Origin of the sequence: Klebsiella sp. CN_Kp106, assembly GCF_040064575.1 — a bacterium.
GTDB lineage: Bacteria > Pseudomonadota > Gammaproteobacteria > Enterobacterales > Enterobacteriaceae > Klebsiella > Klebsiella michiganensis.
In genome coordinates this window covers 1-22,926 of the sequence record NZ_JBEAIG010000007.1, presented here as the reverse complement: position 1 = coordinate 22,926, position 22,926 = coordinate 1, and the positions used below count along the sequence as shown (strand labels likewise).

Sequence of the window (22,926 nt, the reverse complement as noted above, 5' to 3'; positions counted from 1 at the left end):
TGGAGAGGAAGGCTTTATGACTACCCAACGTCTGGAACAGCTCAGCGAGAAGTTGACGATTATTCTGGTGCCGGGCCTGCGAGACAGCGATGCGCATCACTGGCAAAGCTGTTGGAGTCGTCGTTTTCCTTTTTGGAAGCGGATAAGCCAGCGGAACTGGCTGGAGCCGGATATCGATGCCTGGGTATCCGCTATCCGTCGGGAGCTGGCTACCTGTCAGCGGCCGGCCGTGCTGGTCGGCCACAGCTTTGGGGCGCTCGCCGCATGTCGCCTGATTCAGACGCAAAAGGTGAACATCGCGGGTATCGTCATGGTTGCGCCTGCGGAGCCATCGCTCTTCGAACTGGACGAGGCGGTACTTCCCGAGAGGCTGCGGGTGCCCAGCCTCCTGTTTGCCAGCCGAAACGATCCGTTAATGACCTTTAAGCGAGCGCAGTACTGGGCGCAATGCTGGGGAGGGCGGTTAATCGATCTGGGTGACGTCGGGCATATTAATGCTGAGTCCGGATTCGGGGAGTGGAATTATGGTCTGGAGCAGTTAGCAGAATTTTGTGAAGGCTTACCGCAATTTATTAAAAGTTAATTTTACCACCCGATATCGCTATTACATAAACAACCTTCAGATAAATAACATCTGAAACGGAGAGCATATGTTAGAAGCTTATAATAAGCATGTGGACGAACGCGCTGAAAAAAATATTCCACCGAAGCCGTTAACCGCTGAGCAAACGCAAGAATTAATTACATTACTGACCAGCAAGACCTGCGATGATAAACATGCCCTTGTACAGCTGTTAGCGCATCGCGTGCCGCCGGGCGTCGATCCGGCGGCGAAGATTAAAGCCGATTTTCTTTATCAGCAGATCAAAGAAGAAAACCCGGCGAGTATTATTGCGCCTCAGCAGGCTATTGAACTGCTGGGCACCATGCAGGGCGGTTATAATATTCAACCGCTCATTCACTTACTGGACGATCCCCGCTGGGCCAGCAGCGCAGCGGAACAATTAAGCGCCACGCTGCTTATTTTTGAAAAATTTAAGGATGTGGAAGAAAAGGCGAAACAAGGAAATGCCTGGGCGCAAAAAGTGATTCAGTCATGGGCCGACGCCGAATGGTTTTTACGTCGTCCGGCGCTGCCGGAGAAGATCACGCTGAAAGTATTCAAAGTGACGGGGGAAACCAATACTGATGATTTGTCCCCTGCGCCCGAGGCATGGTCACGTCCGGATATTCCTCTGCATGCCTTGTCCATGTTGTGTCATCCGCGCGACGGCGTCAGCCCGGATGAACCGGGAAGCCGCGGGCCGATACGACAGCTAGAGCAGTTAAAGAAAGAGGGCTATCCGCTGGTCTACGTCGGCGATGTCGTCGGCACCGGCTCTTCGCGAAAATCGGCCACTAACTCTATTTTATGGCACCTTGGCAACGATATTCCATGGGTGCCGAATAAACGAAGCGGCGGCTTTGTTTTTGGCGGCAATATTGCGCCCATCTTTTTTAATACCCTGGAAGATTCCGGCGCGCTGCCCCTTGAAATGGATGTTTCCGCGCTATCCACGGGAATGCTGATTGATCTCTATCCGTATCGCGGGGAAATTTGCGAAGCCCACAGCCAGCGTCCTGTCACCTCATTTTCCCTGAAAACGGACGTTCTGCTGGATGAAGTGCGCGCCGGAGGGCGCATTCCGCTGATTATTGGCCGCAGCCTGACGGCCAGAGCGCGGCAATCACTGAACCTTGCGCCCTCCGACGTTTTCCGCCGGCCGAAAGCGCCGGCACCCTCCGCCGCCGGCTTTACGCTGGCGCAGAAAATAGTGGGGAGAGCCTGCGGCGTTGCCGGGATCCGACCAGGACAGTACTGCGAGCCGCGAGTCACCACCGTCGGTTCGCAGGATACCACCGGAGGAATGACGCGCGATGAGCTTACCGATCTGGCCTGCCTGAATTTTTCCGCTGATTTGGTTATGCAGTCTTTCTGCCATACTTCGGCCTATCCCAAGCCGGTTGATGTGAAGCTGCATGAAACGCTGCCCGAGTTTATCAGCCGCCGAAACGGCGTGGCGCTGAAGCCGGGTGATGGCATTATCCACTCCTGGCTTAACCGTATGCTGATTCCTGATACCGTGGGGACCGGGGCGGATTCGCACACCCGTTTCCCGCTTGGCATCTCTTTTCCCGGGGGCTCCGGGCTGGTGGCCTTTGCTGCGGCAACGGGCATTATGCCGCTGGATATGCCGGAGTCCGTACTGGTCCGTTTTACGGGAGAGATGCAGCCGGGGATAACCCTGCGCGATCTGGTTCACGCTATTCCGCTCTATGCCCGCAAGCAGGGATTACTGACGGTGGAGAAAAAAAATAAGATCAATATTTTCTCCGGCCGTATCCTGGAAATCGAAGGGCTCGGGATGCTGAAAGCGGAGCAGGCCTTTGAACTGGCCGACGCCTCGGCCGAACGCTCCGCAGCGGCGTGCGTGCTGCGTCTGGAAGAGGAGAACGTGGCGGAATACCTGCGCTCCAATGCCACATTGCTACGCTGGATGATTAATCAGGGTTATGAAAATGCCGACACGCTGGCGCGGCGAATTGCGGAAATTGAGGCATGGCTGGCGAATCCGTCGCTGCTGGTGGCCGATGAGAACGCCGAATATGCCGCGGTGATTGAGATCGATCTCACGGAAATTACCGAACCCATCGTCTGTGCGCCGAACGATCCGGATGACGCCCGGCTGCTGTCGGAAGTCGCGCGTACGCCGATAGATGAGGTCTTTATTGGCTCCTGCATGACGAATATTGGCCATTTCCGCGCCGCCGGTAAAATTATTGCCGACGCCCGCGAGATACCCGTACGGCTGTGGCTGGCTCCGCCGACGAAAATGGATGCGCGTCAGCTTGCCAGTGAAGGCTACTTTAATCAGTTTATAAAAACGGGCGCCAGAATCGAACCCGCCGGCTGTTCACTGTGTATGGGGAACCAGGCGCGGGTACGTCAGGGCAGTTCCGTTGTTTCAACATCGACTCGTAACTTCCCGAATCGTCTGGGCACCGATGCGAACGTTTTTTTAGCATCGGCGGAGCTGAGCGCCGTGGCGGCGATGATAGGGAAAATGCCGACCGTTGAACAATATTTCTGGCACATGGATAAAATCAAAGCAACAAGGGACGATATTTATCGTTACCTGAACTTCGATCGGCTGCCAGAGTATCAGTCAACGAATGATGGAAAAAATATTATTAAAACATTCTCTGGCTAATTCTTTACTGCATTAAGCAATAACGGTGAATAGCTCACTTGTTCAGCGGAAGCTTCAGAAGAAAGAGGCTTCTGCTTTTAATGACACGGATTGTAGCCGAGGTGAAGCATGTTGAAGTCAAAGCTAATAAAAATAGCGGTGCTTATTTTTATTATTATATTAGCAATCATCATTCCACCCCCCGCGGGATTAACGAAAGAAGCCTGGATACTGGCCGGTATCTACCTGGCATCCATTATAGGTCTGGTGAGTAAGCCTTATCCTGAGCCGGTTATCATGCTGTCGGCGGTAGGCTTGTCGTGCTTAACGGTGGCACGATTTGATGACTCCCCCGTCAGGTCAATGGATGTACTGAGCGGTTTTTCCTCGGGAACGACATGGCTGGTATTTAGCGCGTTTACTTTGAGCGCCGCTTTTGTCACCACCGGATTAGGGAAACGTCTGGCGTACTGGTTTATTTTAAAGTTCGGTGGGACAACCCTGCGGCTGGGGTATGTCACGGCGCTGTTGGATTTAATGCTGTCACCGGCGACGCCTTCTAACACCGCACGCGCCGGCGGCGTCGTATTCCCGATTATCAATAGCATTGCCCTGGTGTTAGGTTCAACGCCAAAAGAGAGTCCGCGTCAGGCCGGACGTTATCTGATGGTGAATATCTATATGGTGACTAAAACCACCAGCTATATGTTTTTGACCGCGTTTGCCGGAAATGCCTTAGCGTTACAGTTAATTTCCGATATTTTTCATATCCGCATAAGCTGGGTAGGGTGGGCTCTGGCGGGGGTACCGCTTGGGCTATTGATGTTAGCCGTCATTCCTTATATCACCTACAAAATAGTGCGCCCGCAATTAAAAGAAATAGACAATGTAAAAATAGCCACTGCGGGCCTGAATGACCTGGGGCCCATCAGTTCGAAAGAGAAAGGGCTGATCGTGGTCTTTATCTCCGCACTCTCCGGCTGGATATTTTCTCATTATCTGGGGCTGAATGAATCCTCCGTTGCGGTGATTGCCATGGCTGGCGCTTTGCTCACGAATGTCATTTGCTGGAATGATGTGCTGCAAAATAAGGGCGGCTGGAATACGTTAATCTGGTACGGCGGCATTATTGGACTGAGTGCGACCTTAAGCAAAGAGGGATTTTTTAAATGGCTTGCCGCCTTTATGTCCGAGCATCTGGATTTCCTCGGCGCCGGTAACACGACCATTGTGATTATTGTTTTTTTAAGCATCGTCGTGCGCTATTTATTCGCCTCCGGCGGTGCATACGTCGCGGCTATGGTTCCCGTCTTCGCCACCGTCGGACTGGTTACCGGAACGGCGCCTGCGCTGCTGGCGCTCGCCATCCTGTTTTCTAACTCTTACGGGGGCTGTATCACGCACTATGGCGGTGCCGCTGGGCCGATTATCTTTGCCGCCGGTTATAACGATATTAAATCCTGGTGGTTAACCGGGACCATAATCGCTTTATTAACGTTTCTGCTGCATATGGTTGTCGGCATTCCGTGGTGGGGCTTTTTGATTCAGCACGGAATACTCTGAGGCCAGCCTTGTTTTTTATTACCTGACGGCTCGCGATATAACGAAAAAACCCCGACATGATGTCAGGGTTTTTTAACTGGCGTGAGTCCATCATCGGCAGCGAAGCTGAAATCTACCGCCAGCAAATAAAGCGCAGCTTAGATGGCGAAGACGTTACCGGCAGAAGGGCCTTTCTGGCCATCTTCAATGGTGAATTCGACTTTCTGGCCTTCGTTCAGGGTTTTAAAACCGCCGCCCTGGATAGCGGAAAAATGTACAAACACATCTTTGCTACCGTTGTCCGGGGTGATGAAACCAAAGCCTTTCGACTCATTAAACCATTTTACTAAACCAGTCATTTTATTAGACATTGATAATACCTCAACATATCTGAGCCTTACGGCGAAAAGGTTTCGCACAGAATCTAATTAATAACGATAAGGAGACTCAAAAGGAAGAATTATCAACGGATAACACTTAAGATGAGGACTGCTTTACTGAACCGCTTTATTATGTCTGTGTACTTAACCGACCAATCATTAGTCACATACTTCACCGCGGATAGCAAGACTTATTTCAATTGATATTGCCGGGGCGGAGGGTGATTCGGGAAGAGGGGGAGTGATTCACCAGCGCCTTGCTGATGGCGTAATGATAATAACTTTCAGAATTTCATTGAGTTAAATCGATTTTTGGTTAAGGTAACGTGGATGAATCTGCAGAGAATGTTTTTTTATTTTTCCGAACAGGCTCACCCGGCGGTGAAGCCATATCACCGGTCGCAGCGCGATTAATTTAGGCCGTTTCTCATTATTTATCCCTATCGGGGTATCTGGACGGCTAAAATTTCATTTGCTTATTAATGGTATTCATGCCTTAATGAAATTATTAATCCGAAAAAACGCATGCACTTAAAAATTTTACCGGCCCGTTCTCATTACCAGGCGCTATCGCTGATACCCCCTTTCTTTTGAGTCCATACGTTTAATCCGACACGTTTTCTGTCAATTACCTGATGCGCAACTGGAGTCAGTATGTCCTCAAGAATTAAAGGTCTGGTCAAGTGGTATAATGAGTCGAAGGGATTTGGTTTCATTTCACCTCTCGATGGCGGTAAAGATATCTCGGTCCATTGCTCGGCGCTGCGTGGTGATAATTTTAATACCCTGTTTGAGGGCCAGAAAGTTGAATATGCCATCCTCCATAGAGATGACAAAGGCCCTGCCGCCACCCATGTCATACTGTGCGATAAATAACGATTTATAGCGTTACGCCCGCGATAGCGAAAGCCGTGCTGGCGATATCACGACGGCCTGTCCCAGGATTTTCCTCCCTTATTCCATGTCCTGTCCCTGAGCGCAACGACAGCCGCGTTGCGTACGGTTTTTCTTATCCGGCGATGCGGCAGAAATGCGTTCAACGGATTCTGGAAGCGCGTACAATTCATCGGCTTTCAGTCAGTATTTAAATCCGATGACAGGGGATAGTGATGGTCAGACGCTTTTTGGTGTGTTTCTTCATGCTGTGCGCATGCTCAGCCTATGCCGCTAACGGCGGGAATGGCGGCGACGGCGGGAATGGGAATAACTCGGATGGGGGCAATGGCTCTGATGGCAGCGCGACCGCATCGGGACGCGATGGTTGCCCCGGCGGAACGCAGCCTGACTCGTCCGGAAAATTTTATCTTCCAGGCACAAAAGAGCCGTGCAATCCGGGCAGGCAGGATGCCATGAAAAGCGCGCGCCATTAGCCTTATCAGCCGCTGTTTAGCGGCTGACGACAAGACCGCCGAACGAGTGAGGCAAGTCAGTTTCTTGTTAAATAAGGAGGAGTGTATGGGTCAGATGGTACGAAAAAATTACCCTGAACTGGGCGAGGTCAAGGCGCCCTACGTTCATTCGGTTAAGCACGGGAACACGCTCTATATTTCAGGGCTCACCGCGTTTGGCACCCGTGCGCAGCAGGCCGGTATTGGCGCACAGGCGGAGGAGGTTTTTACGCAGATACGAACCGTTGCCCGCGCCGAAGGCATCGATTTTTCCTCTCTTATCAAAGTCACGATCTTTATCACTTCTTTTGATGAAATCGACGAATTGCGCAAAGTGCTTTACCGGAACTACGGCGATCATCTACCCGCCAGCTCGCTCGTAGAAGTCAGCCGCCTGTTTTCTGCGGATCTCAAAATTGAAATTGAGGCAATATTCGGCCTGTGAGCCAGTGTTTATTGCCCGGGCCGCGGTCTGCGCCGCCGGGCAGACTCAATCAATTTATTTGATGCATTCGGTTAAACAAACAATATTTATTCTCACCTGGTTATGCGTAAAGTAGAGGCATAACGCGGCAGACACGTTTTTCATTATGCGCCACCTGCCAACGACCTCCCTGCAACCCAGGACACCACGTCATGAAAAAGATTGGCTTTTTGTCATTTGGTCACTGGACGCCGTCGCCGCAGTCCGGGACGCGTTCGGCCGCTGATGCGCTGCTGCAATCCATCGATCTCGCTGTTGCCGCCGAAGAGCTGGGCGCGGATGGCGCCTATTTCAGGGTGCATCATTTCGCCCGCCAGCTTAGCTCGCCGTTTCCCCTGCTGGCAGCGGTCGGGGCGAAAACCAAACGTATTGAAATCGGCACCGGCGTTATTGATATGCGCTATGAAAACCCGCTGTATATGGCCGAGGATGCGGGCGCAGCGGATTTAATCTCCGGCGGCCGTTTACAGCTGGGTATCAGCCGCGGCTCGCCGGAGCAGGTGATCGATGGCTGGCGCTATTTTGGTTATGTTCCCGGCGAGGGCGAAAACGAGTCCGACATGGCGCGCCGCCACACCGAAGTGCTGCTGGACGCGCTGCGCGGAGAGGGGTTTGCGAAACCTAACCCGCAGCCCATGTTCCCCAATCCGCCGGGACTGCTGCGGCTTGAGCCATATTCTGAAGGGCTGCGCGAGCGAATCTGGTGGGGCGCCGGTTCGAATGCGACGGCAAGATGGGCGGCAACGCTGGGGATGAACCTGCAAAGTTCGACGCTGAAAGACGATGAAACCGGTGAGCCGTTCCATATCCAGCAGGCGAAGCAGATCCGCGCCTATCGCGAGGCATGGGCAGAAGCGGGCCATACGCGCACGCCGCGGGTTTCGGTCAGCCGCAGCATTTTCGCTCGAACGATCGCGACCGGATGTATTTCGGTTCAGGCCGTGACGAGAGCGATTCGATAGGTTTTCTCGACGAGAAGACCCGCGCCATTTTTGGCCGCAGCTACGCCGCCGAGCCGGATAAGCTGGTCGAACAGCTGAAGCAGGACGAGGCGATTGCCGAAGCGGATACGCTGTTGCTGACGGTGCCGAACCAGCTGGGCGTGGAGTATAACGCCCACGTGATTGAGTCCATACTGAAGCACGTTGCGCCGGCAATGGGCTGGCGCGACGCATAAACCCGCGCTGAGCGACGCCCCGCAGGCGCGGGGCGAAAGGGTTTTACGCTGCGACCTTTGGCTGTAGCTGATAGATCCAGGCGGTCACGCGCTGGCCGTCTTCCATGGTAACGTCAACGGCAACGCGGTCGTAGCCCTCTTCAAACGCATCCAGCATTGGCCAGTGGGCGCTAAGATTCGCGGACAGGAACAGATAGCCGTCGACCCGAGGCCCGTTGTTGTCGAGCACGATCCCCGGAAAATCCGCCGCCGCTCCCCAGCCGCGTTCATAAAACAGACCCTGCACATAGCCGGGCAGCCACTCGCCGCCAATGTTGTCCATAATATGGGCATTGGAGTGGCCCGGACGCAGCGTGCCGTAGACAAATAAACGTTCCATTATTCCTCAATCACTCAAGCGTTGAAGGCCCGGACGGGCAGAGCAGGTCTTAAAATACGAGCTCTGGCCGGGGTTGGCAAGGCGCCCCGTAGGACGCCCGCTCTTCATCAGGGCTCAGGTCCGAACATCTCCAGCAGCTGTTTCTTGTCGGGCATGCCGACCACCTGCTGGAGTTCATTCTGTTCATTCATGTAATAGATGGCCGGCGTCGCGCTGGCGCCCAAATCATCCATCAGCTTTTGGTTATGCTGAAGAAGATTAAAGGTTTCGCGCGGCGTCACGCCGTCAAAGCGCGGCACTTTTTTGCCGCCGGAGAGTTCATACTCTTGCCAGGCGGCTACCGGATCTTTGGCATTCAGGATTGCCGTGGCGTATCGGCCGCTATTCGGGTTGAGAAAGGCAACCAGCAGGGTATTCAACTGGACCTTACCGGCTTTTACCCACGGCTGCGCCGCCGACCAGAACGTCTTGCAGTAAGGGCAGAACGGATCGGCGAAGACGATAACTTTTCGGGCCGCCGAATCCGCGCCCTCCTTGAGCGGCCGGGCATCGTTCAGCTTCTTCCACATTTCGCGGCCTAATGGGGTATAGATCGCTTCTTTAAAATACCCCTCGCTGAGGTTTTGCCCTTTATCATCATAAAGATACCCGGAAATGACGTGCTTTCCGTCCGGGGTTAAAAACAGGGTCACCCCCATATCCTGATACTGACCGACCCAGCCTTTTACGCCGCCGGGGGAGTCTATCTCCTTGATAATTTTGATCCCTTGCTGTTCACCAAAGTCTTTAACTATCTGGGGAATCGCCCCCTCCGCAAGCGCCAGGCCCGGTATCATCCAGGCCGCCAGCAGGAAAATATATTTCATCATATCGCCTCTCAATGCAGGGGGAACGCTCCCCCTGACGTGGGTTACTGTTTTTTCAGCGCATCGCCGATTGTGGCATCAAATTGCTCCCAGGGGATCCAGCCCGACAGCATCTCATCGCCAATTAGCGTGGCCGGCGTTCCCTGAATGCCGAGCTTTTCGGCGACAGAGAAGCTTTTCTGAATCGTCTCCAGGCTTTGCGCATCCGGCTTAGCCACGATGACGCCCGCCTTTTTTTTCGCCTGCTCAAGGCTGGCGCCGTCGTGATACCCCTTTTTTGCCATCAGGATCGCGTTAAATTTGGCGAACTGTTCAGGATGCGTGCGCCACAGGGTGAGCGCATCCCTGGCCGCGGTCATTGAGCTTTCGGAGCGCCAGGGCAGAAACTTAAAGATCACCGCAACATCCGGGTATTTTTCCACAATCTTCTCCAGATAGGGGTCAAACTTTTTACAATACGGACAGTTATGATCCGTAAAGACCACCAGCGTCAGCTTCGGCTTTTGCGCGCCGATTCGCGGTGAGTGGGGGTCGTGAAAGAGAAAATCGCCGTACTGCGACAGCACCTGCTTGAGCGATTCCTGTTCCGCCCGGGCATTCTGCCGATCGAGCTTATCGGCCGCGGCGATCAAAATTTCAGGATGGCTGAGCAGCGTCTCCTGGACCAGTGCCTGCACGCGGGCCTCCTGCGCCGGCGTGAGCGGCGACGAGGCTGACGCCGTCAACGACGCCGAGAGAAGCAGAAAAGTGAGCAGCGTAGTTTTCATCGTTAATTAACCTCTGGCATGAGTGAGCGCGTTCAGGACGCTTTGTTGATCGAGCAGCGGCGGGAGCGTCTCACCTTGCGGCACGCCTGGACCGTAGACCTGATTGAAGGGAATGGCGTAACGATTTCGGCTTTGCAGGAAACGGGCGATCGGCTCAGAGGGCTTGCTCCAGTCGCCGCGCAGCGCAACGACATCCGGCTCAGCCAACGCGCTGATGATGGCGGGCTGATTTAACACCCGGTGTTCATTGACTTTGCACGTGACGCACCAGTCGGCTGAGATATCGATAAACACCCGTTTGCCATCCGTCAGCGCGCTCTGGATCGCCGCCTCGCTGAGAGGCTGCCAGCGAATTTGCTGAGCGTTAGCCTCCGGCGACGAGACGATGGCACCCTCGGCGAGCAGGCCGCGAACCTGAAAGCCGGCAAACGCCGCCAGCGCGATAATCACCAGCCAGAAGGCTGGCGTCGCTCGCGGACGAGCGACTAACAAGGCGATCGGGGCCGCCACGGTGAGGGCCAGCGTCAGCATGCCGCTCGCCGTTTCGCCCAGGTGCAGGCCGAGCAGCGTCGTCAGCCAGAGGCTGGAGGCCAGCATCATGACGCCAAGCGCCATTTTCAGGGTGTTCATCCAGCGGCCGGGGCGGGGGAGCAGGGCGGCGGTTTGCGGGAACAGGGCGACGAACAGCCACGGCGCAGCCATCCCCAGCCCGAGCACCAGAAAAATCAGCCACAGCTCCTGAAGCGGAGCGGCAAGCGCGAAAGCGACGGCCGTACCCAGGAAGGGGGCCGAGCAGGGCGTTGCCAGCAGGGTGGCAAAAACGCCCTCGCAGAAGCTACCCGCCATCCCGGCGCCGCCGGCGGTCGCCATCCGGCTCACGGCTGCCGAGGGAAGCAGCATCTCGACTACCCCGAAAAGGTTCAGCGAGAAGAGAAAGGTGACGGCAACCATTAAGCCGATAAACCAGGGATTCTGAAACTGGATCCCCCAGCCCAGCGATGCGCCGGTGAGCTTCAGTATCGTCACCATCAGCGCCAGCAGAGCAAACGAGGTCAGAATACCCGCGCTGGTGGCCAGAAAACGCAGCCTGACCATGCCCCTGTCTGAACCGGCCTGCAGCACCGCGCTGAGCTTCATGCCCATCACCGGCAATACGCACGGCATCAGGTTAAGGATTAAGCCGCCGAGCAGCGCGAAAAGCACTATTTTCCCGAGACTAACCGTCGCCGCCGGGGCGAGATCCGCGCCAGTCGTAAGGTTTATCTGCTGCGCTTTTTCACCATTTGTCAGCACCAACGACAGCGCTTTTCCTGCCAGCGTGGCGGGTATTTCTCCCCATTCGTCGGTGACCGGTACCGTCACCTTGAGGTGGCTGCCCTCGGCGCGAATGTCCGGATCGCCGGCCACAATTCCCCCGTCCATAGGGTCAAAATAGATCCCGGGGTTTTTCCATTCGCCGGTTGCGGTGGCGGTGATGACCAGCTGGCTCCCGACCCGATGCGCGGCAAGATCGTTGGTCACGCCGGTATCTGCCGGGACAGTGCGCATGGCCCGGGCAAAGGCGTCCCGGAAATCGCCGTCCGCGGGCTGATTGAAATCGAGACGCAGCCGGTAGTCGGTCAGCAGACAGACGTTGCTGCAGGTCGATAGCGTAAGCGTGCCTTCCAGCACGTCGCCGGGGGCGGCGGCGATCGTCATCGGGATCGCGACCCGGTCATGGTAGCCCTGGGTCGTCAGGCCGGAAATCTTGAATCTTGACGGGGCAGGCCAGTACCACCGCGCCTGTTCCCCGTTGTTCCAGATGATTTGCGGGGCGACGCCGCCTTCGCCCGGCGAGCGCCAGTAGGTTTTCCAGCCGGAGGCCAGATCAATAGAGAGCAGTCCGTCGATCCGATCGTTTCCTTTTTCCGCCTGGAAGCGGATCCGGGCATGGTCGTTTTGCGGGGATGTCAGCCATCCGGTGTCCGCCCCGTGGGCAACGCCCGCGCAGGCCAGCAACAGGAAGACGAAGCCCCTGAAGATATTCAGCATTTTTTTCTCCGTGAATTAAAAAATTAATCGTCTAAGAACGATTTTTTCATTCACGGAAAACGCAGTTTTTAAGGTGTATTCGCAGCGTGGGCGGCCGGACGGGATCGTCCCGGAAAACCACCGGACGCCCAGCGGTGAGCAGCTGAAGCAGGGCGAGGAAGAGTATGACGGCAGGTAAGGCGCCATCAAAGAATAGCGGCTGCGCGCAGACCAGGGATTTAGCGCTCAGCTGACAGGGCGAGGGTCCTGGCTCAGCCTCCTCAGAAGACGGCTGCTGGGCCTGCGCGCTGAAGGGTATCGCCTGCGTGCCGGCGCCGACATCGGCCAAAAAATGGTGCAGATAGGCCGCCCGCTGAACAAGGCAGAATGCCATGACCAGGCAGGTCAGTATCAAAAACCATTTACCAGGAAGCCGACGATTGTGCATAGGGTACCAGGACAAGACAGAACCCGAGGATCATAAACAATCCTTATCAATGTACAAGAGGCTGGCGTGTAAGGTTTTGTCTGGATGGATAACGTTGCCGGCGTATGCGGCGGAAAGGCGGGCGTTCAGGTATTTCGTACATTTATATTATTTACAGCGTTGATGCATCCGGCTACTATTCGCGTCGCTAAGCGGTACCGGCACGCCGCTGCCGGACGTGACTGCTTAGCGCTTGACCGCCATTAGCTCATCTGGAAGAGCGAACGACGTACGTTGTAGGGAACGGGGTTCGAGGCCTCGATGGCGGCCCAACACTTGCTTAGCGAATCTGCGCGGTATCGGTAATAAAGCTTCCCGCTTCTGTTGAATACGCCTCTGAACATCTTTAATCATTCCTCTTAGATCTCTTTCCTGCTATTGCTACATAGCCGTTATTATTGCCTGTGAAATAATTTCTCTTCTCTCGCTATTACTCGCGACGGAATGTGATTGCCTGGTTTTATCGCGACTGCCCTGGCAAAGGAATATCTGAATTTGGAGTGTTTAAGATTTACCTAAGCAAATCTGAATAATTTTAATGTGAATCTACTTATTAGGATTTAGTCGCGTATTTTTCAGAAATTTCATCACTTTTTATATGGTATTCTCCCTTGTTCAAGGAGTGAACGAAGGAAAAAAGAATGCTTTACCGCTATGCCGTTTTCTCCAGAAAACATAATACGTTTCATATTCTTTTACTGTTTACCATTTTGATAATAAGTTTCATACATTTGAGCGTGCTGCTGGAAACCGATAACACATGGCTGCTGGGGCCGATGGTGATTTATCTGCCCATTTTTTTCCTTTGGCGAAAGGTCTCAGTGTTACGAAGCAGAATCGCTGATTAATGTGCTGGTGGAGTTCCCTACATGAGTGAAAATACAACATCTAAAGCAACCTCTGAACCGAAAGTCCGGCAGCCCGTCCTGCGGAAAGTCGATCTTAACCTGTTAACCATTTTTGATACCGTTATGCAGGAGCAAAGCTTAACCAAAGCGGCGCACACGCTGGGCATGTCTCAGCCGGCGGTCAGCAGCGCGGTCTCTCGCCTGAAGGTGCTGTTTAAGGATGAACTGTTCGTCCGCAACGGCCGCGGGATAAAACCGACGGAGCGCGCCTTTCAGCTGTTTAGCTCCGTTCGTCGCGCGCTGTCGCTGGTGCAAAATGAGCTACCGGATACGCTTTTCGACCCGCTGGACTGCGAACGTAATTACAACCTTTGCGTCTGTAGTCCGCTGGATAACTACCTGACTCCGCTTATTTTTAACAAAATCAGCGAGATTGCTCCCAGGGTCACTCTTTCCTTTAAATCTTCGCTAAGTCAGCAGGTGACAAATCAGCTGCGCTATCAGGAGGTGGAATTTGTACTCGATTACAACAAATTCAATCATCCGGAATTTACCAGCATCCCGCTGTTCCATGACCGAATGGTGCTGGTGGCCAGGCGCAACCATCCGCGTATCGCATCGCCGCTAAGCGAGGAGGATATTTATCGCGAGCAGCACGCCACCGTCGCGCTGGATCGCTACGCCTCCTTCAGCTATCCCTGGTATAGCTCTGAAGAGCAGCAGGCCTGCGTCGCTTTTCACGGTAACGCGATGGTCAGCGTGTTGAGCGTGGTGTCGCAAACCAATATGGTGGCTATCGCGCCGGAATGGCTGGCGAAAGAGTTTGAAGAGCAGTTTGCGCTACAGCTGCTGCCGCTGCCTTTAGAAATGGACAGCCGTACCTGCTATCTTTCGTGGCATGAAACGGCGGGCCAGGAGAGAAGCCATCGCTGGATGGCGGAGCTGCTAATAAAAATTTGCCAGCGCTAAATAGACCTGAAGAAATGCCTGGTAAGACGCCAGGTATTTTATTATTCACGCTCAACTCTCGCCCTGAAAATTAATTAAGATCCCTCCTTTATTCTTGTTCATCAGGCAATGATGACCGGATAAAATACGCTGTATTAATAAAATTAACCCGCCAGAATTTCATTAAAAAATCTATTTACCGAAAATCGCGCATTTCTCCGGCAGAGCCAACCGGCGGTTTCTGTACCCAATGGATTTCGAGTTGCTTTGAGGCGGCAAGAGAGAGACAAATTCGTCGGAACGAATTTGACCAGCCGAAGGCTGACCGCCGGTGAGCGGCAGGAGCCTCTCATTAATCCCCAGGAGTTTACTCAAGTAAGTGACTGGGGTGAACGAACGTAGCCAACAAAGAAGCCACTTGAAAGACGACGGGTATATACTCTTATTATCCAGCCGGGCCGACGCCTGAACCAGGGGATGATGTTGATGCGCAGAAAAATGATGAAGCCTGCGGTGGCCGTCGCCGCCCTGATGATGTCATCGACGGCCCTACAGGCGGATGAAATCAACCTGTATTCGGTTAATACCGGCTCCTGGATTTACCATCTGTCGAACAACCACGGCCAGTACACCGAAGGTTTTGACAACCAGTTTGCCTCCGTTGAGCGCAGGTTCTCCGAAGATTCGCCGTACAGCCTGCTGGCCGGAACGATGAAAAACAGCTTTGACGATCGCTGCATTGCGCTGGGGGTTCGCCGCGACTGGGTCTCGTTGGGCAACGGCTGGGTGTTTAAGGGAATTTATGGCTACGTTGGCGAGTTTTTTTTCTCGGCCTTCGAGCACTGCGGCGATCATGGTTCTTATAAGGATTTTAAAGACGCCACCGGCATCGGCTTTTCTCCCTATATTTATCATGGTTTTCAGTACAACTTTACCGATTATTTCGGCGTTGAAAGCGGAATTATTCTTCCCGCCGTCTTTGTGGTGAGCATACAGTGGAGTTTTCGCTAATACAGTGGCGAAAACCCGCCCGCTGTGGGGCTTTGAAAGAACCGTAATAAAAAATGAAGTCATCTTAAGGTTATTTTAATCTTCACCGCGACGGTTATTTTTTTATAGCATTTTTCTCGCCCTTATCCGCCCGCGCTCAGTACATTTCACTTTTTTCATTAGATGGTAATTGTTTGCATTATCATTCACATTCCTCTGTGATTTAATCCTTGCCGGCCGGCGGCCAGTGACTCTTCGCCCACCTCTATTAAGGATTAGTTTATGCGTTTTCGTCTGGTGTCTTATTGCTCCGCTGCATTGATGGCTTCTTCCGCGTTTATTGCCCCGCAGGCGCTGGCGGCGGCCAGCAGCGACGGGATTGTGGTCTACAACGCGCAGCATGAAAATCTGGTGAAGTCCTGGGTTGACGGCTTTACCAAAGAGACGGGAATTAAAGTGACGCTGCGTAACGGCGGCGACAGCGAGCTGGGTAATCAGCTGGTGCAGGAGGGGACGGCATCCCCGGCGGATGTCTTTCTGACCGAAAACTCCCCGGCGATGGTGCTGGTGGATAACGCGAAGCTGTTTGCGCCGCTGGCGGCCGAGACCCTTCAGCAGGTCGCCCCGCAGTACCGCCCTGAGCACGGCCGCTGGATAGGCATTGCCGCCCGCAGCACCGTATTCGTCTATAATCCGGCGAAAATCAGCGAAGCGCAGCTGCCGACATCCCTGATGGATCTGGCGCAGCCGCAGTGGAAAGGGCGCTGGGCCGCTTCGCCATCCGGCGCGGATTTTCAGGCCATCGTCAGCGCCATGCTGGCGCTGAAAGGCGAGCAGGAAACCCTGGCATGGCTTAAAGCGATGAAAACCAATTTTGTGGCCTACAAGGGCAACAGCACGGTGATGAAAGCGGTGAATGCCGGTCAGATTGATGGCGGCGTTATCTATCATTACTACCGCTTTGTCGATCAGGCGAAAACCGGCGAGAACAGCAAAAATACCCGTCTCCACTACTTTAAAAACCAGGATCCGGGCGCCTTTGTCAGCATTTCCGGCGGCGGCGTGCTGGCCTCCAGCAAACATCAGGAACAGGCTCAGGCCTTTATCAAGTGGATCACCGGCAAGCAGGGACAGGATGAACTGCGCACCAATAACGCCTTTGAATACGCCGTTGGCGTCAACGCCGCGTCCAACCCGAAGCTGACGCCGCTGAAAGCGTTAGAGGCGCCGAAGGTTGAGCCGTCTTCGCTGAACAGCAAAAAAGTGGTTGATTTGATGACCCAGGCTGGCCTGCTGTAATCGTCCGTTAAAGTGAACACGCTATGTCTTCTCTGAGTTTCGCGCTCGGAAAAAAAGCCCAACGCCTGCCCGAGCGCAGGCGTCCTGCTTTTCCGATGATCGCGTTAGCCGTTCTGTTTTCTCTGCTGGCGCTTTTGCCGCCGGGTTTTGTTATTGCCGTAGGGGTCGATACCGGCTGGGAGACAATCCAGGCGCTGGTCTTTCGCCCGCGCGTCGCTGAGCTGTTGAGCAATACCCTGTGGCTTATCGCGCTGACGGTACCCCTGTGCATTGCGCTGGGCGTTGGCCTGGCCTGGCTGACGGAGCGCACGCTGCTGGCGGGGCGGCGGCTCTGGTCGGTGCTGGCGGTAGCGCCGCTGGCGATCCCGGCCTTTGTGCAAAGCTACGCCTGGGTCAGCGCGGTGCCGGCAATGCACGGCCTCTCTGCCGGGGTGTTTCTTTCGCTGCTGGCCTACTACCCGTTTATCTATATGCCGGTTGCCGCCGTTCTGCGGCGGCTGGACCCGACGCTGGAAGATGTTGCCGCCTCATTAGGTACGCCGCCGTGGCGGATCTTTTTCCGCGTGGTTTTGCCCCAGCTCAGGCTGGCGATATGCGGCGGCGCGCTGCTGGTGGCGCTGCATCTGCTGGCGGAGTTTGGCCTGTTCGCGATGGTGCGTTTTGATACCTTTACCACCGCCATCTATGACCAGTTCCAGTCAACCTTCAGCGGCCCGGCGGCGAACATGCTGGCCGGAGTGCTGGCGCTCTGCTGTCTGGCTATTTTGCTGCTGGAAGGGGCGTCGCGGGGGAAAGCGCGCTATGCCCGCATCGGTTCGGGCGCCGCGCGCGAACAGCAGCGGCAGCCGCTGGGCCGGCTGGCGACGATCCCTCTCCAGCTCGCGCTGCTGACGCTGGTGATGCTGGCGCTGGGCGTTCCGCTGATGGTGCTCTGCCGCTGGCTATGGCTGGGCGGCGTGGAGAACTGGTTAAACGCCGACCTCTGGCTCTCCCTGCGACAAACGCTGCTGCTCGGCGCGGTGGGCGCTCTCCTCACCACCGCCTGCGCTATTCCCATTGCCTGGCTGGGCGTTCGCTATCCGCAGCGTCTTATTCGACTGCTGGAGGGGTGTAACTACATGACCAGCTCTCTGCCCGGCATCGTGACGGCGCTGGCGCTGGTGACGGTCACCATTCACTATGCGCGCCCCATCTATCAGACCGAGGTCACGCTGCTGCTCGCCTGGCTGCTGATGTTTATGCCCCGGGCGCTGGTCAACCTGCGCGCCGGCATCGCGCAGGCCCCCGTGGAGCTGGAAAACGTCGCCCGCAGTTTGGGCCGCAGCCCCGGCCGGGCGCTGTGGAGCGTGACCATGCGGCTGGCGGCGCCGGGCGCGGCGGCAGCGGCGGCGCTGGTGTTTCTCGGCATCACCAATGAGTTGACCGCCACGCTGCTGCTCTCTCCGCTCGGCACCCGCACGCTGTCGACCGGCTTCTGGGCGCTAACCAGCGAAATTGATTACGTCGCCGCCGCGCCTTACGCGATGCTGATGATTCTGCTTTCGATGCCGCTGACCGGCATTCTCTATATCCAGTCGAAAAAAATCGCAGGCCTGTAAATGCTTGAACTCTCCTCAATCTCAAAATCTTTTGCCGGTACGCGGGTGCTCGAAAACCTGAATCTGACGGTGGCCGCAGGCAGCCGGACGGCGATCGTTGGCCCCTCCGGCTCCGGTAAAACCACGCTGCTGCGGATCCTCGCGGGTTTCGAAACGCCGGATAGCGGACGCATTGTTATGCAGGGGCGCACGCTGTTTGCGCAGGGGACATTTATTCCCGCCCACCTGCGCGGGGTGGGCTACGTGCCGCAGGAGGGCGCGCTGTTTCCCCATCTGAACGTCGCGGACAATATCGCCTGGGGCCTCGACGGCAGCCGGCAGGAGAAATATCAGCAGGTGGCGGCGCTGATGGAGAGGGTGTCGCTGGACCGTCAACTGGCGAACCACTGGCCGCACGAAATCTCCGGCGGTCAGCAGCAGCGCGTAGCCCTGGCGCGCGCGCTGGCGCAGCGGCCCGCGCTGATGCTGCTTGATGAGCCTTTTTCCGCTCTCGATACCGGGCTGCGCGCGGCCACGCGCAAAGCCACCGCCGATTTACTGGCGCAGGCCGGGGTCGCGTCGATTCTGGTGACTCACGATCAGAATGAAGCGCTCTCCTTTGCCAGCCAGGTCGCGGTGATGCGCCAGGGACGTTTTACCCAGGTCGGCACGCCGTATGAGGTCTACAGCCGTCCCGTCGATGAAGAGACCGCGCTATTTCTCGGCGATGCGCTGGTGCTGCCCGCCGAGCTTCGCGGCGGGCGGGCGCGCTGTGCGATTGGCGAAATTTCAATCGATGATCCGCATGCCGTCGGCCAGGGAAGGGTCATGCTGCGCCCCGAGCAGTTGGTTATCTCTCCCTCTCCGGCGGATGGACAGCCGCTCACCGTACGCGATGTGGACTTTAGCGGCCACCTGTCAACGTTAACCCTGGCGATGCCCGGCCAGGGCGAGCCGCTGATCGTCAAAACCGTCAGCCGGCAGTTATGGCGGCCGGGGGCGGCGGTACGCATTGAGGTGGTGGGCGAGGCGCGGGTCTTTGCCTGCTAGCGCCGACGGGCTATAAATCAATGCACAGATTCGCCGACCGGCTGCGGGAGCAGCACAGGGCGATCTGCTGCGCGCCGGCGGATTTCTCCGCCTCCGACTGCACGGTGTCGCGGTGGTCGACAACCCCCTCGAGAACCGGCGTCAGGCAGGCGCCGCAAATCCCCATCTCGCAGGAGAGGGGGACGGCGACGCCGTTCTCCTGGAGCACCTGGGCGATGGTCTTATGCGGGGGCACCGGCCACCGCTCTCCCGAGGACGCAAGCGTCACGCTAAACGTTTCTCCCTCCTCAGCGCCGGCGGGCATCGCGACAGGCTGAAAGGCTTCGCTATGGATCAGCGTTTCCGCCCAGCCCTGTTCAATGGCGACCCGGCGCGCGGCGGCCATAAATCCCTCTGGCCCGCAGAGATAAATCGGATATCCGGTATGCGTCTTGTTCAGCGCGGCGGCTAAATGCTGCCGGGCGCTGTCTCCTTCGCAAGAGCTGTGAATCACCACGCTTTCGGCGCGGAATCGCCGCTGTAGTTCGCGGACAAACGCCCCCTGGGCGCGATTTTTCAGGTAATAGTGCAGCGTAAACGGCACGCCCTCCGCCTCCAGCCTTAGCGCCATTGCGTACAGCGGCGTAATGCCGATACCGGCGGCCAGCAGCGTCACTCGCTCCGCCGCCCGTAAGGGAAACAGATTGCGCGGGGGAGAAATCAACAGCGTCTGGCCGGGGCGCAGCTGCTGATGAATATAGCGCGAACCGCCGCGTGACGCTTTCTCCAGCGCCACGCAGATCAGGTAGCCGTCGTCTGCGTCCTCCGGGCCGGTCAGCGAATACTGGCGGATAATGCCGCACGGCAGATGAACGTCAATATGCGCGCCGGGCTGCCAGGCGGGGAGCGGTCGCCCGTCCCGCGCCACCAGCCTGACGGCGAGGTTCTGGCTGCCCTGGCGCCAGAGGCCGTCAACGATAACCTCTACTACATCGCTCATGATGGCTCTCCACTTAAACGAGGAAAAAGTCGCCGAAGCCCATTTTTTTCAGTCCGCGGCGATAGGCGATGGAGCTGCGATCGGCGGGGATATGCGCTTCGAGCGTTAAATCCAGCGGCAGTCTCTCCGGGCGCTGGGTCTCCACCATCAGGCGATCTTCCTCAAAGACGCGCAGGTTAAAGGCGTGAACATCCTCTACCGGCACGTGCAGATCGAAATTACGCGCGATGGGCGCGAACATCCGGGTTATCCGCGAGGAAACCGGCGAGGCGGCGTTCATAATCACCAGCCTGGCCTCACCGGGAAAATGAATCGTCAGGGTGGCGGTAAACGGCAGATGCATCTCGAAATGACGCAGCCACTGGAAGCCCTCCGGCGCGCGAAACTCGGAGCTGGCGGGATAGTTGCCGACCGAACTCCAGTAATCGGCGATAAAACCAAACGACGTCTCCTGCGGGTTATAGTTCGGCACCACCTGGTTATCCGGGTCGGCGAAAGTATCGGTATGGATCCAGGCGAAATGGGCGACATCCAGAAAGCCCTCGACCTGGCGCCCCGCAAAGCCGTTGACCTCAAAGGCCGGGCAGTTGATTTGCTGAAAGCCGTCGTCGTGCCAGTGCGGCATCACCGGCAGCGGCATCGGGTTCTCCGGGTCGAAGGCCAGGCAGGTCCAGATCAGGCCATAGCGCTCCTCAACCGCAAAGCTGGTGAGGTTGAGCTTCGCCGGTACCGGCTGGTCGGGGCTGGATGGGATACGGTTACAGCGGCCATCTTCGCCGAAGCGCAGGCCGTGGTACGGGCAGACGATCCCTTCTTCATCGTGAAAGCCGAGCGTCAGCGGCACGCCGCGGTGGGGACAGACGTCGCGAGCGACCACCACCTGGCCCTTAATACGATAGATCACCAGCTGCTCATCAAGCAGGGTGGCTTTTACCGGCGCGGGGCCGATATCGCAGGCGCGGGCGACCGGGTGCCAGCATTTCGCCAGGCGCAGCCAGTCCTCCGGCTCAAAGGTGCAATGGGCGGGTGGGGTGGGTTGTGGTCTGTTCATGGCTTCTCTTCCTGCTCACAAAAACATTTGTTTAATTGTTGTGAGTTTATTGTTGTCATATTAGGGTGTTGACATCCATCAGCAAGAATTCATCCAGCCGTTGCAAAAAAGAGAACAGGTCACCGATGAGCCCATTTTCACGTTTCGCCCTCTATTTTGCCGAGGTCGCCCGCAGCGGTAGCCTGCGGCGGGCGGCAGAAAAGCTGCATATTTCCGCCTCGGCCATCAACCGGCAAATCTTGCAGGCGGAAGAGGCCTTCGGCACGCCGCTGTTCGAACGCCTGCCGGAAGGGCTGCGCATGACCACCGCCGGAGAGCTGCTGTACGACAATCTGCTGCGCTGGCAAAAGGAGTTTCATCTGACGCGGCAAAAGTTTGATGAGCTGCAGGGGCTAAAGCGCGGCACCGTTAGCCTTGGCATGGTGCAGGCGCTAGCGGAAGGGAGCTTTGCCGCCGCGCTGGCGGAGATTATCGGCAGCTGGCAGTGGCTCGAGCTGAATTTGCAGGTCGCGGATAGCCATACCGTCAGCCAGAAGGTGCGGCAGGCGGATCTTGATTTCGGCCTGATTCTGGATCCTGAAGGCCAGGCCGGACTGAGCGTACTGGCCTTTGCTGAGCTGGAGATGGGCGCGGTGATGCGTCCGGATCACCCCCAGGCGCAGGCTGCGATGCTGTCGCTAGGCGAGCTCAGCGAGGAGCGGCATATTGTTCCCGGCGCGCCGCTGATCGTCCACGATCGGGTCGCGATGCTTTATCGCCATTATGATTTTTTCCCGGCGAACAGTATCAGCTGCAACGATATCCGGCTGATTAAATCGCTGGTGCTTAAAGGCGGCGGCGTGACCATTCTCAGCCGTCTGGACGTGCTGGAAGAGGTGAAGCTCGGGCAACTGGCGTTTGTCCCGCTGCGCAACAAGCTGCTGCGCCCGCTCACCCTGGCCCTGTGCACCGCGCCATCGCGCCAGCTCTCCCGCCCGGCGCAGATGGCGATCCAGAAGCTGACCGCCGTGATGGAGGAGATGCAGGCCGGGACAGCGGCTTCCCCCCCGTCTGCGTAATATGCCCGGCCTGAAATACTCTGCGGCCTGCTTCCCCGGTGGCGCTGCGCTGACCGGGCTACGGGTTCACCTACGTCTGCGATCCGGTAGCCCGGACAAGCGCGCAGCGCCGCCTCCGGGACGGTGTCGGGGTGATGCATCGGCGTGGCTTCTTCCCGGCTCGCGCTGCGCTTAGCCGGGCTACGAGCTGACCGGGGCTACGGGTTCCCTGGCGTCTGCGATCCGGTAGCCCGGCTAAGGCGTTTACGCCGCGAGCCGGGAACAGGCCCGGCCTGAAATATTCTGCGGCCTGCTTACCCGGTGGCGCTGCGCTGACCGGGCTACGGGTTCACCCACGTCTGCGATCCGGTAGCCCGGACAGGCGCGCAGCGCCGCCTCCGGGACGGTGTCGGGGTGATGCATCGGCGTGGCTTCTT

Annotated in this window: 19 protein-coding genes and 1 pseudogene; 12 read left to right on the top strand and 8 right to left on the bottom strand. The window is 56.6% G+C overall.

Annotated features, from left to right (window positions below):
- The first annotated feature begins 16 nt into the window (after window positions 1–16).
- The 3 genes from ABLU96_RS05330 (at window position 17) to ABLU96_RS05320 (ending at window position 4,793) form a co-directional block, all read left to right on the top strand.
- Complete coding sequence (locus ABLU96_RS05330; protein ID WP_064405554.1) at window positions 17–583, top strand: alpha/beta hydrolase; 567 nt, start codon at window positions 17–19, stop codon at window positions 581–583.
- Window positions 584–650: 67 nt separating this feature from the next.
- Entirely contained in the window at window positions 651–3,251 is a 2,601-nt protein-coding gene (gene acnB, locus ABLU96_RS05325; RefSeq protein ID WP_064405552.1) for a bifunctional aconitate hydratase 2/2-methylisocitrate dehydratase, read from the top strand.
- 108 nt (window positions 3,252–3,359) lie between these two features.
- Window positions 3,360–4,793 (top strand): anion permease, encoded by a 1,434-nt coding sequence (locus ABLU96_RS05320; RefSeq protein WP_025106207.1) that lies wholly within the window; start codon window positions 3,360–3,362, stop codon window positions 4,791–4,793.
- A gap of 137 nt (window positions 4,794–4,930) precedes the next feature.
- On the opposite strand, the gene ABLU96_RS05315 is transcribed toward ABLU96_RS05320, so the two are convergent.
- A complete protein-coding gene (locus ABLU96_RS05315) occupies window positions 4,931–5,143 on the bottom strand; it encodes a cold-shock protein (protein WP_004849644.1) in 213 nt (70 codons plus the stop codon).
- A gap of 663 nt (window positions 5,144–5,806) precedes the next feature.
- On the opposite strand from ABLU96_RS05315, the gene ABLU96_RS05310 reads away from it, so the two are divergent.
- The 3 genes and pseudogenes from ABLU96_RS05310 (at window position 5,807) to ABLU96_RS05300 (ending at window position 8,201) form a co-directional block, all read left to right on the top strand.
- Window positions 5,807–6,028 (top strand): cold-shock protein, encoded by a 222-nt coding sequence (locus ABLU96_RS05310; protein ID WP_004849645.1) that lies wholly within the window; start codon window positions 5,807–5,809, stop codon window positions 6,026–6,028.
- A gap of 579 nt (window positions 6,029–6,607) precedes the next feature.
- On the top strand, window positions 6,608–6,985 hold the full coding sequence (locus ABLU96_RS05305) for a RidA family protein (RefSeq protein ID WP_048263131.1): 378 nt from the start codon (window positions 6,608–6,610) through the stop codon (window positions 6,983–6,985).
- A gap of 191 nt (window positions 6,986–7,176) precedes the next feature.
- Window positions 7,177–8,201: pseudogene (locus ABLU96_RS05300) on the top strand (LLM class flavin-dependent oxidoreductase).
- 43 nt (window positions 8,202–8,244) lie between these two features.
- On the opposite strand, the gene ABLU96_RS05295 reads toward ABLU96_RS05300, so the two are convergent.
- From ABLU96_RS05295 to ABLU96_RS05275, 5 genes are all read right to left on the bottom strand, one after another.
- The gene (locus ABLU96_RS05295) at window positions 8,245–8,580 is read right to left on the bottom strand and encodes a gamma-glutamylcyclotransferase family protein (RefSeq protein ID WP_014228743.1); all 336 of its coding nucleotides are present in this window, start codon (window positions 8,578–8,580) and stop codon (window positions 8,245–8,247) included.
- A gap of 107 nt (window positions 8,581–8,687) precedes the next feature.
- The gene (dsbG, locus tag ABLU96_RS05290; protein ID WP_025106210.1) at window positions 8,688–9,446 is read right to left on the bottom strand and encodes a thiol:disulfide interchange protein DsbG; all 759 of its coding nucleotides are present in this window, start codon (window positions 9,444–9,446) and stop codon (window positions 8,688–8,690) included.
- A 44-nt stretch (window positions 9,447–9,490) separates the two neighbouring features.
- The gene (locus ABLU96_RS05285) at window positions 9,491–10,213 is read right to left on the bottom strand and encodes a DsbA family protein (protein ID WP_064405551.1); all 723 of its coding nucleotides are present in this window, start codon (window positions 10,211–10,213) and stop codon (window positions 9,491–9,493) included.
- Between the two features lie 6 nt (window positions 10,214–10,219).
- Window positions 10,220–12,244, bottom strand: a complete 2,025-nt coding sequence (locus tag ABLU96_RS05280; RefSeq protein WP_064405550.1) for a protein-disulfide reductase DsbD domain-containing protein — start codon at window positions 12,242–12,244, stop codon at window positions 10,220–10,222.
- A 46-nt stretch (window positions 12,245–12,290) separates the two neighbouring features.
- Window positions 12,291–12,671, bottom strand: a complete 381-nt coding sequence (locus tag ABLU96_RS05275) for a hypothetical protein (protein WP_064405547.1) — start codon at window positions 12,669–12,671, stop codon at window positions 12,291–12,293.
- Window positions 12,672–13,579: 908 nt separating this feature from the next.
- Between ABLU96_RS05275 and leuO the strand changes: the two genes are divergently transcribed.
- The 5 genes from leuO to ABLU96_RS05250 all read left to right on the top strand — a co-directional run bounded on the left by leuO (window position 13,580) and on the right by ABLU96_RS05250 (window position 19,422).
- Window positions 13,580–14,527, top strand: a complete 948-nt coding sequence (gene leuO, locus ABLU96_RS05270) for a transcriptional regulator LeuO (protein WP_014228748.1) — start codon at window positions 13,580–13,582, stop codon at window positions 14,525–14,527.
- A gap of 510 nt (window positions 14,528–15,037) precedes the next feature.
- Window positions 15,038–15,517: a hypothetical protein gene (locus tag ABLU96_RS05265; RefSeq protein ID WP_162763189.1), complete on the top strand. Its 480-nt coding sequence runs from the start codon at window positions 15,038–15,040 to the stop codon at window positions 15,515–15,517.
- 261 nt (window positions 15,518–15,778) lie between these two features.
- Window positions 15,779–16,795, top strand: a complete 1,017-nt coding sequence (locus ABLU96_RS05260) for an iron ABC transporter substrate-binding protein (protein ID WP_025106214.1) — start codon at window positions 15,779–15,781, stop codon at window positions 16,793–16,795.
- A gap of 23 nt (window positions 16,796–16,818) precedes the next feature.
- Window positions 16,819–18,393, top strand: coding sequence for an iron ABC transporter permease (locus tag ABLU96_RS05255; protein ID WP_064405546.1), 1,575 nt, complete (start codon window positions 16,819–16,821; stop codon window positions 18,391–18,393).
- Window positions 18,394–19,422, top strand: coding sequence for an ABC transporter ATP-binding protein (locus tag ABLU96_RS05250; protein WP_064405544.1), 1,029 nt, complete (start codon window positions 18,394–18,396; stop codon window positions 19,420–19,422).
- 10 nt (window positions 19,423–19,432) lie between these two features.
- Here the strand turns inward: ABLU96_RS05250 and ABLU96_RS05245 are convergent, their stop codons facing one another.
- Both ABLU96_RS05245 and hpxD read right to left on the bottom strand, forming a co-directional pair.
- A complete protein-coding gene (locus tag ABLU96_RS05245; RefSeq protein ID WP_064405542.1) occupies window positions 19,433–20,401 on the bottom strand; it encodes a PDR/VanB family oxidoreductase in 969 nt (322 codons plus the stop codon).
- Between the two features lie 13 nt (window positions 20,402–20,414).
- On the bottom strand, window positions 20,415–21,452 hold the full coding sequence (gene hpxD, locus ABLU96_RS05240) for a molybdenum cofactor-independent xanthine hydroxylase subunit HpxD (RefSeq protein ID WP_014228754.1): 1,038 nt from the start codon (window positions 21,450–21,452) through the stop codon (window positions 20,415–20,417).
- A 125-nt stretch (window positions 21,453–21,577) separates the two neighbouring features.
- Here hpxD and hpxR point away from each other — a divergent pair, with 125 nt between their 5' ends.
- Complete coding sequence (gene hpxR, locus ABLU96_RS05235; protein WP_025106218.1) at window positions 21,578–22,510, top strand: LysR family hpxDE operon transcriptional regulator HpxR; 933 nt, start codon at window positions 21,578–21,580, stop codon at window positions 22,508–22,510.
- Window positions 22,511–22,926: the final 416 nt, after the last annotated feature.

Bases quoted from the DNA above. Each gene is read 5' to 3' on its own strand.
- ABLU96_RS05275 (WP_064405547.1), bottom strand. From the start codon at position 12,671: ATGCACAATCGTCGGCTTCCTGGTAAATGGTTTTTGATACTGACCTGC.
- acnB (WP_064405552.1), top strand. From the start codon at position 651: ATGTTAGAAGCTTATAATAAGCATGTGGACGAACGCGCTGAAAAAAAT.
- ABLU96_RS05265 (WP_162763189.1), top strand. From the start codon at position 15,038: ATGATGTCATCGACGGCCCTACAGGCGGATGAAATCAACCTGTATTCG.
- ABLU96_RS05330 (WP_064405554.1), top strand. From the start codon at position 17: ATGACTACCCAACGTCTGGAACAGCTCAGCGAGAAGTTGACGATTATT.
- ABLU96_RS05310 (WP_004849645.1), top strand. From the start codon at position 5,807: ATGTCCTCAAGAATTAAAGGTCTGGTCAAGTGGTATAATGAGTCGAAG.
- ABLU96_RS05315 (WP_004849644.1), bottom strand. From the start codon at position 5,143: ATGTCTAATAAAATGACTGGTTTAGTAAAATGGTTTAATGAGTCGAAA.
- ABLU96_RS05260 (WP_025106214.1), top strand. From the start codon at position 15,779: ATGCGTTTTCGTCTGGTGTCTTATTGCTCCGCTGCATTGATGGCTTCT.
- dsbG (WP_025106210.1), bottom strand. From the start codon at position 9,446: ATGAAATATATTTTCCTGCTGGCGGCCTGGATGATACCGGGCCTGGCG.
- ABLU96_RS05320 (WP_025106207.1), top strand. From the start codon at position 3,360: ATGTTGAAGTCAAAGCTAATAAAAATAGCGGTGCTTATTTTTATTATT.
- ABLU96_RS05295 (WP_014228743.1), bottom strand. From the start codon at position 8,580: ATGGAACGTTTATTTGTCTACGGCACGCTGCGTCCGGGCCACTCCAAT.
- ABLU96_RS05285 (WP_064405551.1), bottom strand. From the start codon at position 10,213: ATGAAAACTACGCTGCTCACTTTTCTGCTTCTCTCGGCGTCGTTGACG.
- ABLU96_RS05280 (WP_064405550.1), bottom strand. From the start codon at position 12,244: ATGCTGAATATCTTCAGGGGCTTCGTCTTCCTGTTGCTGGCCTGCGCG.
- ABLU96_RS05305 (WP_048263131.1), top strand. From the start codon at position 6,608: ATGGGTCAGATGGTACGAAAAAATTACCCTGAACTGGGCGAGGTCAAG.
- hpxR (WP_025106218.1), top strand. From the start codon at position 21,578: ATGAGCCCATTTTCACGTTTCGCCCTCTATTTTGCCGAGGTCGCCCGC.
- ABLU96_RS05255 (WP_064405546.1), top strand. From the start codon at position 16,819: ATGTCTTCTCTGAGTTTCGCGCTCGGAAAAAAAGCCCAACGCCTGCCC.
- leuO (WP_014228748.1), top strand. From the start codon at position 13,580: ATGAGTGAAAATACAACATCTAAAGCAACCTCTGAACCGAAAGTCCGG.
- ABLU96_RS05245 (WP_064405542.1), bottom strand. From the start codon at position 20,401: ATGAGCGATGTAGTAGAGGTTATCGTTGACGGCCTCTGGCGCCAGGGC.
- ABLU96_RS05250 (WP_064405544.1), top strand. From the start codon at position 18,394: ATGCTTGAACTCTCCTCAATCTCAAAATCTTTTGCCGGTACGCGGGTG.
- hpxD (WP_014228754.1), bottom strand. From the start codon at position 21,452: ATGAACAGACCACAACCCACCCCACCCGCCCATTGCACCTTTGAGCCG.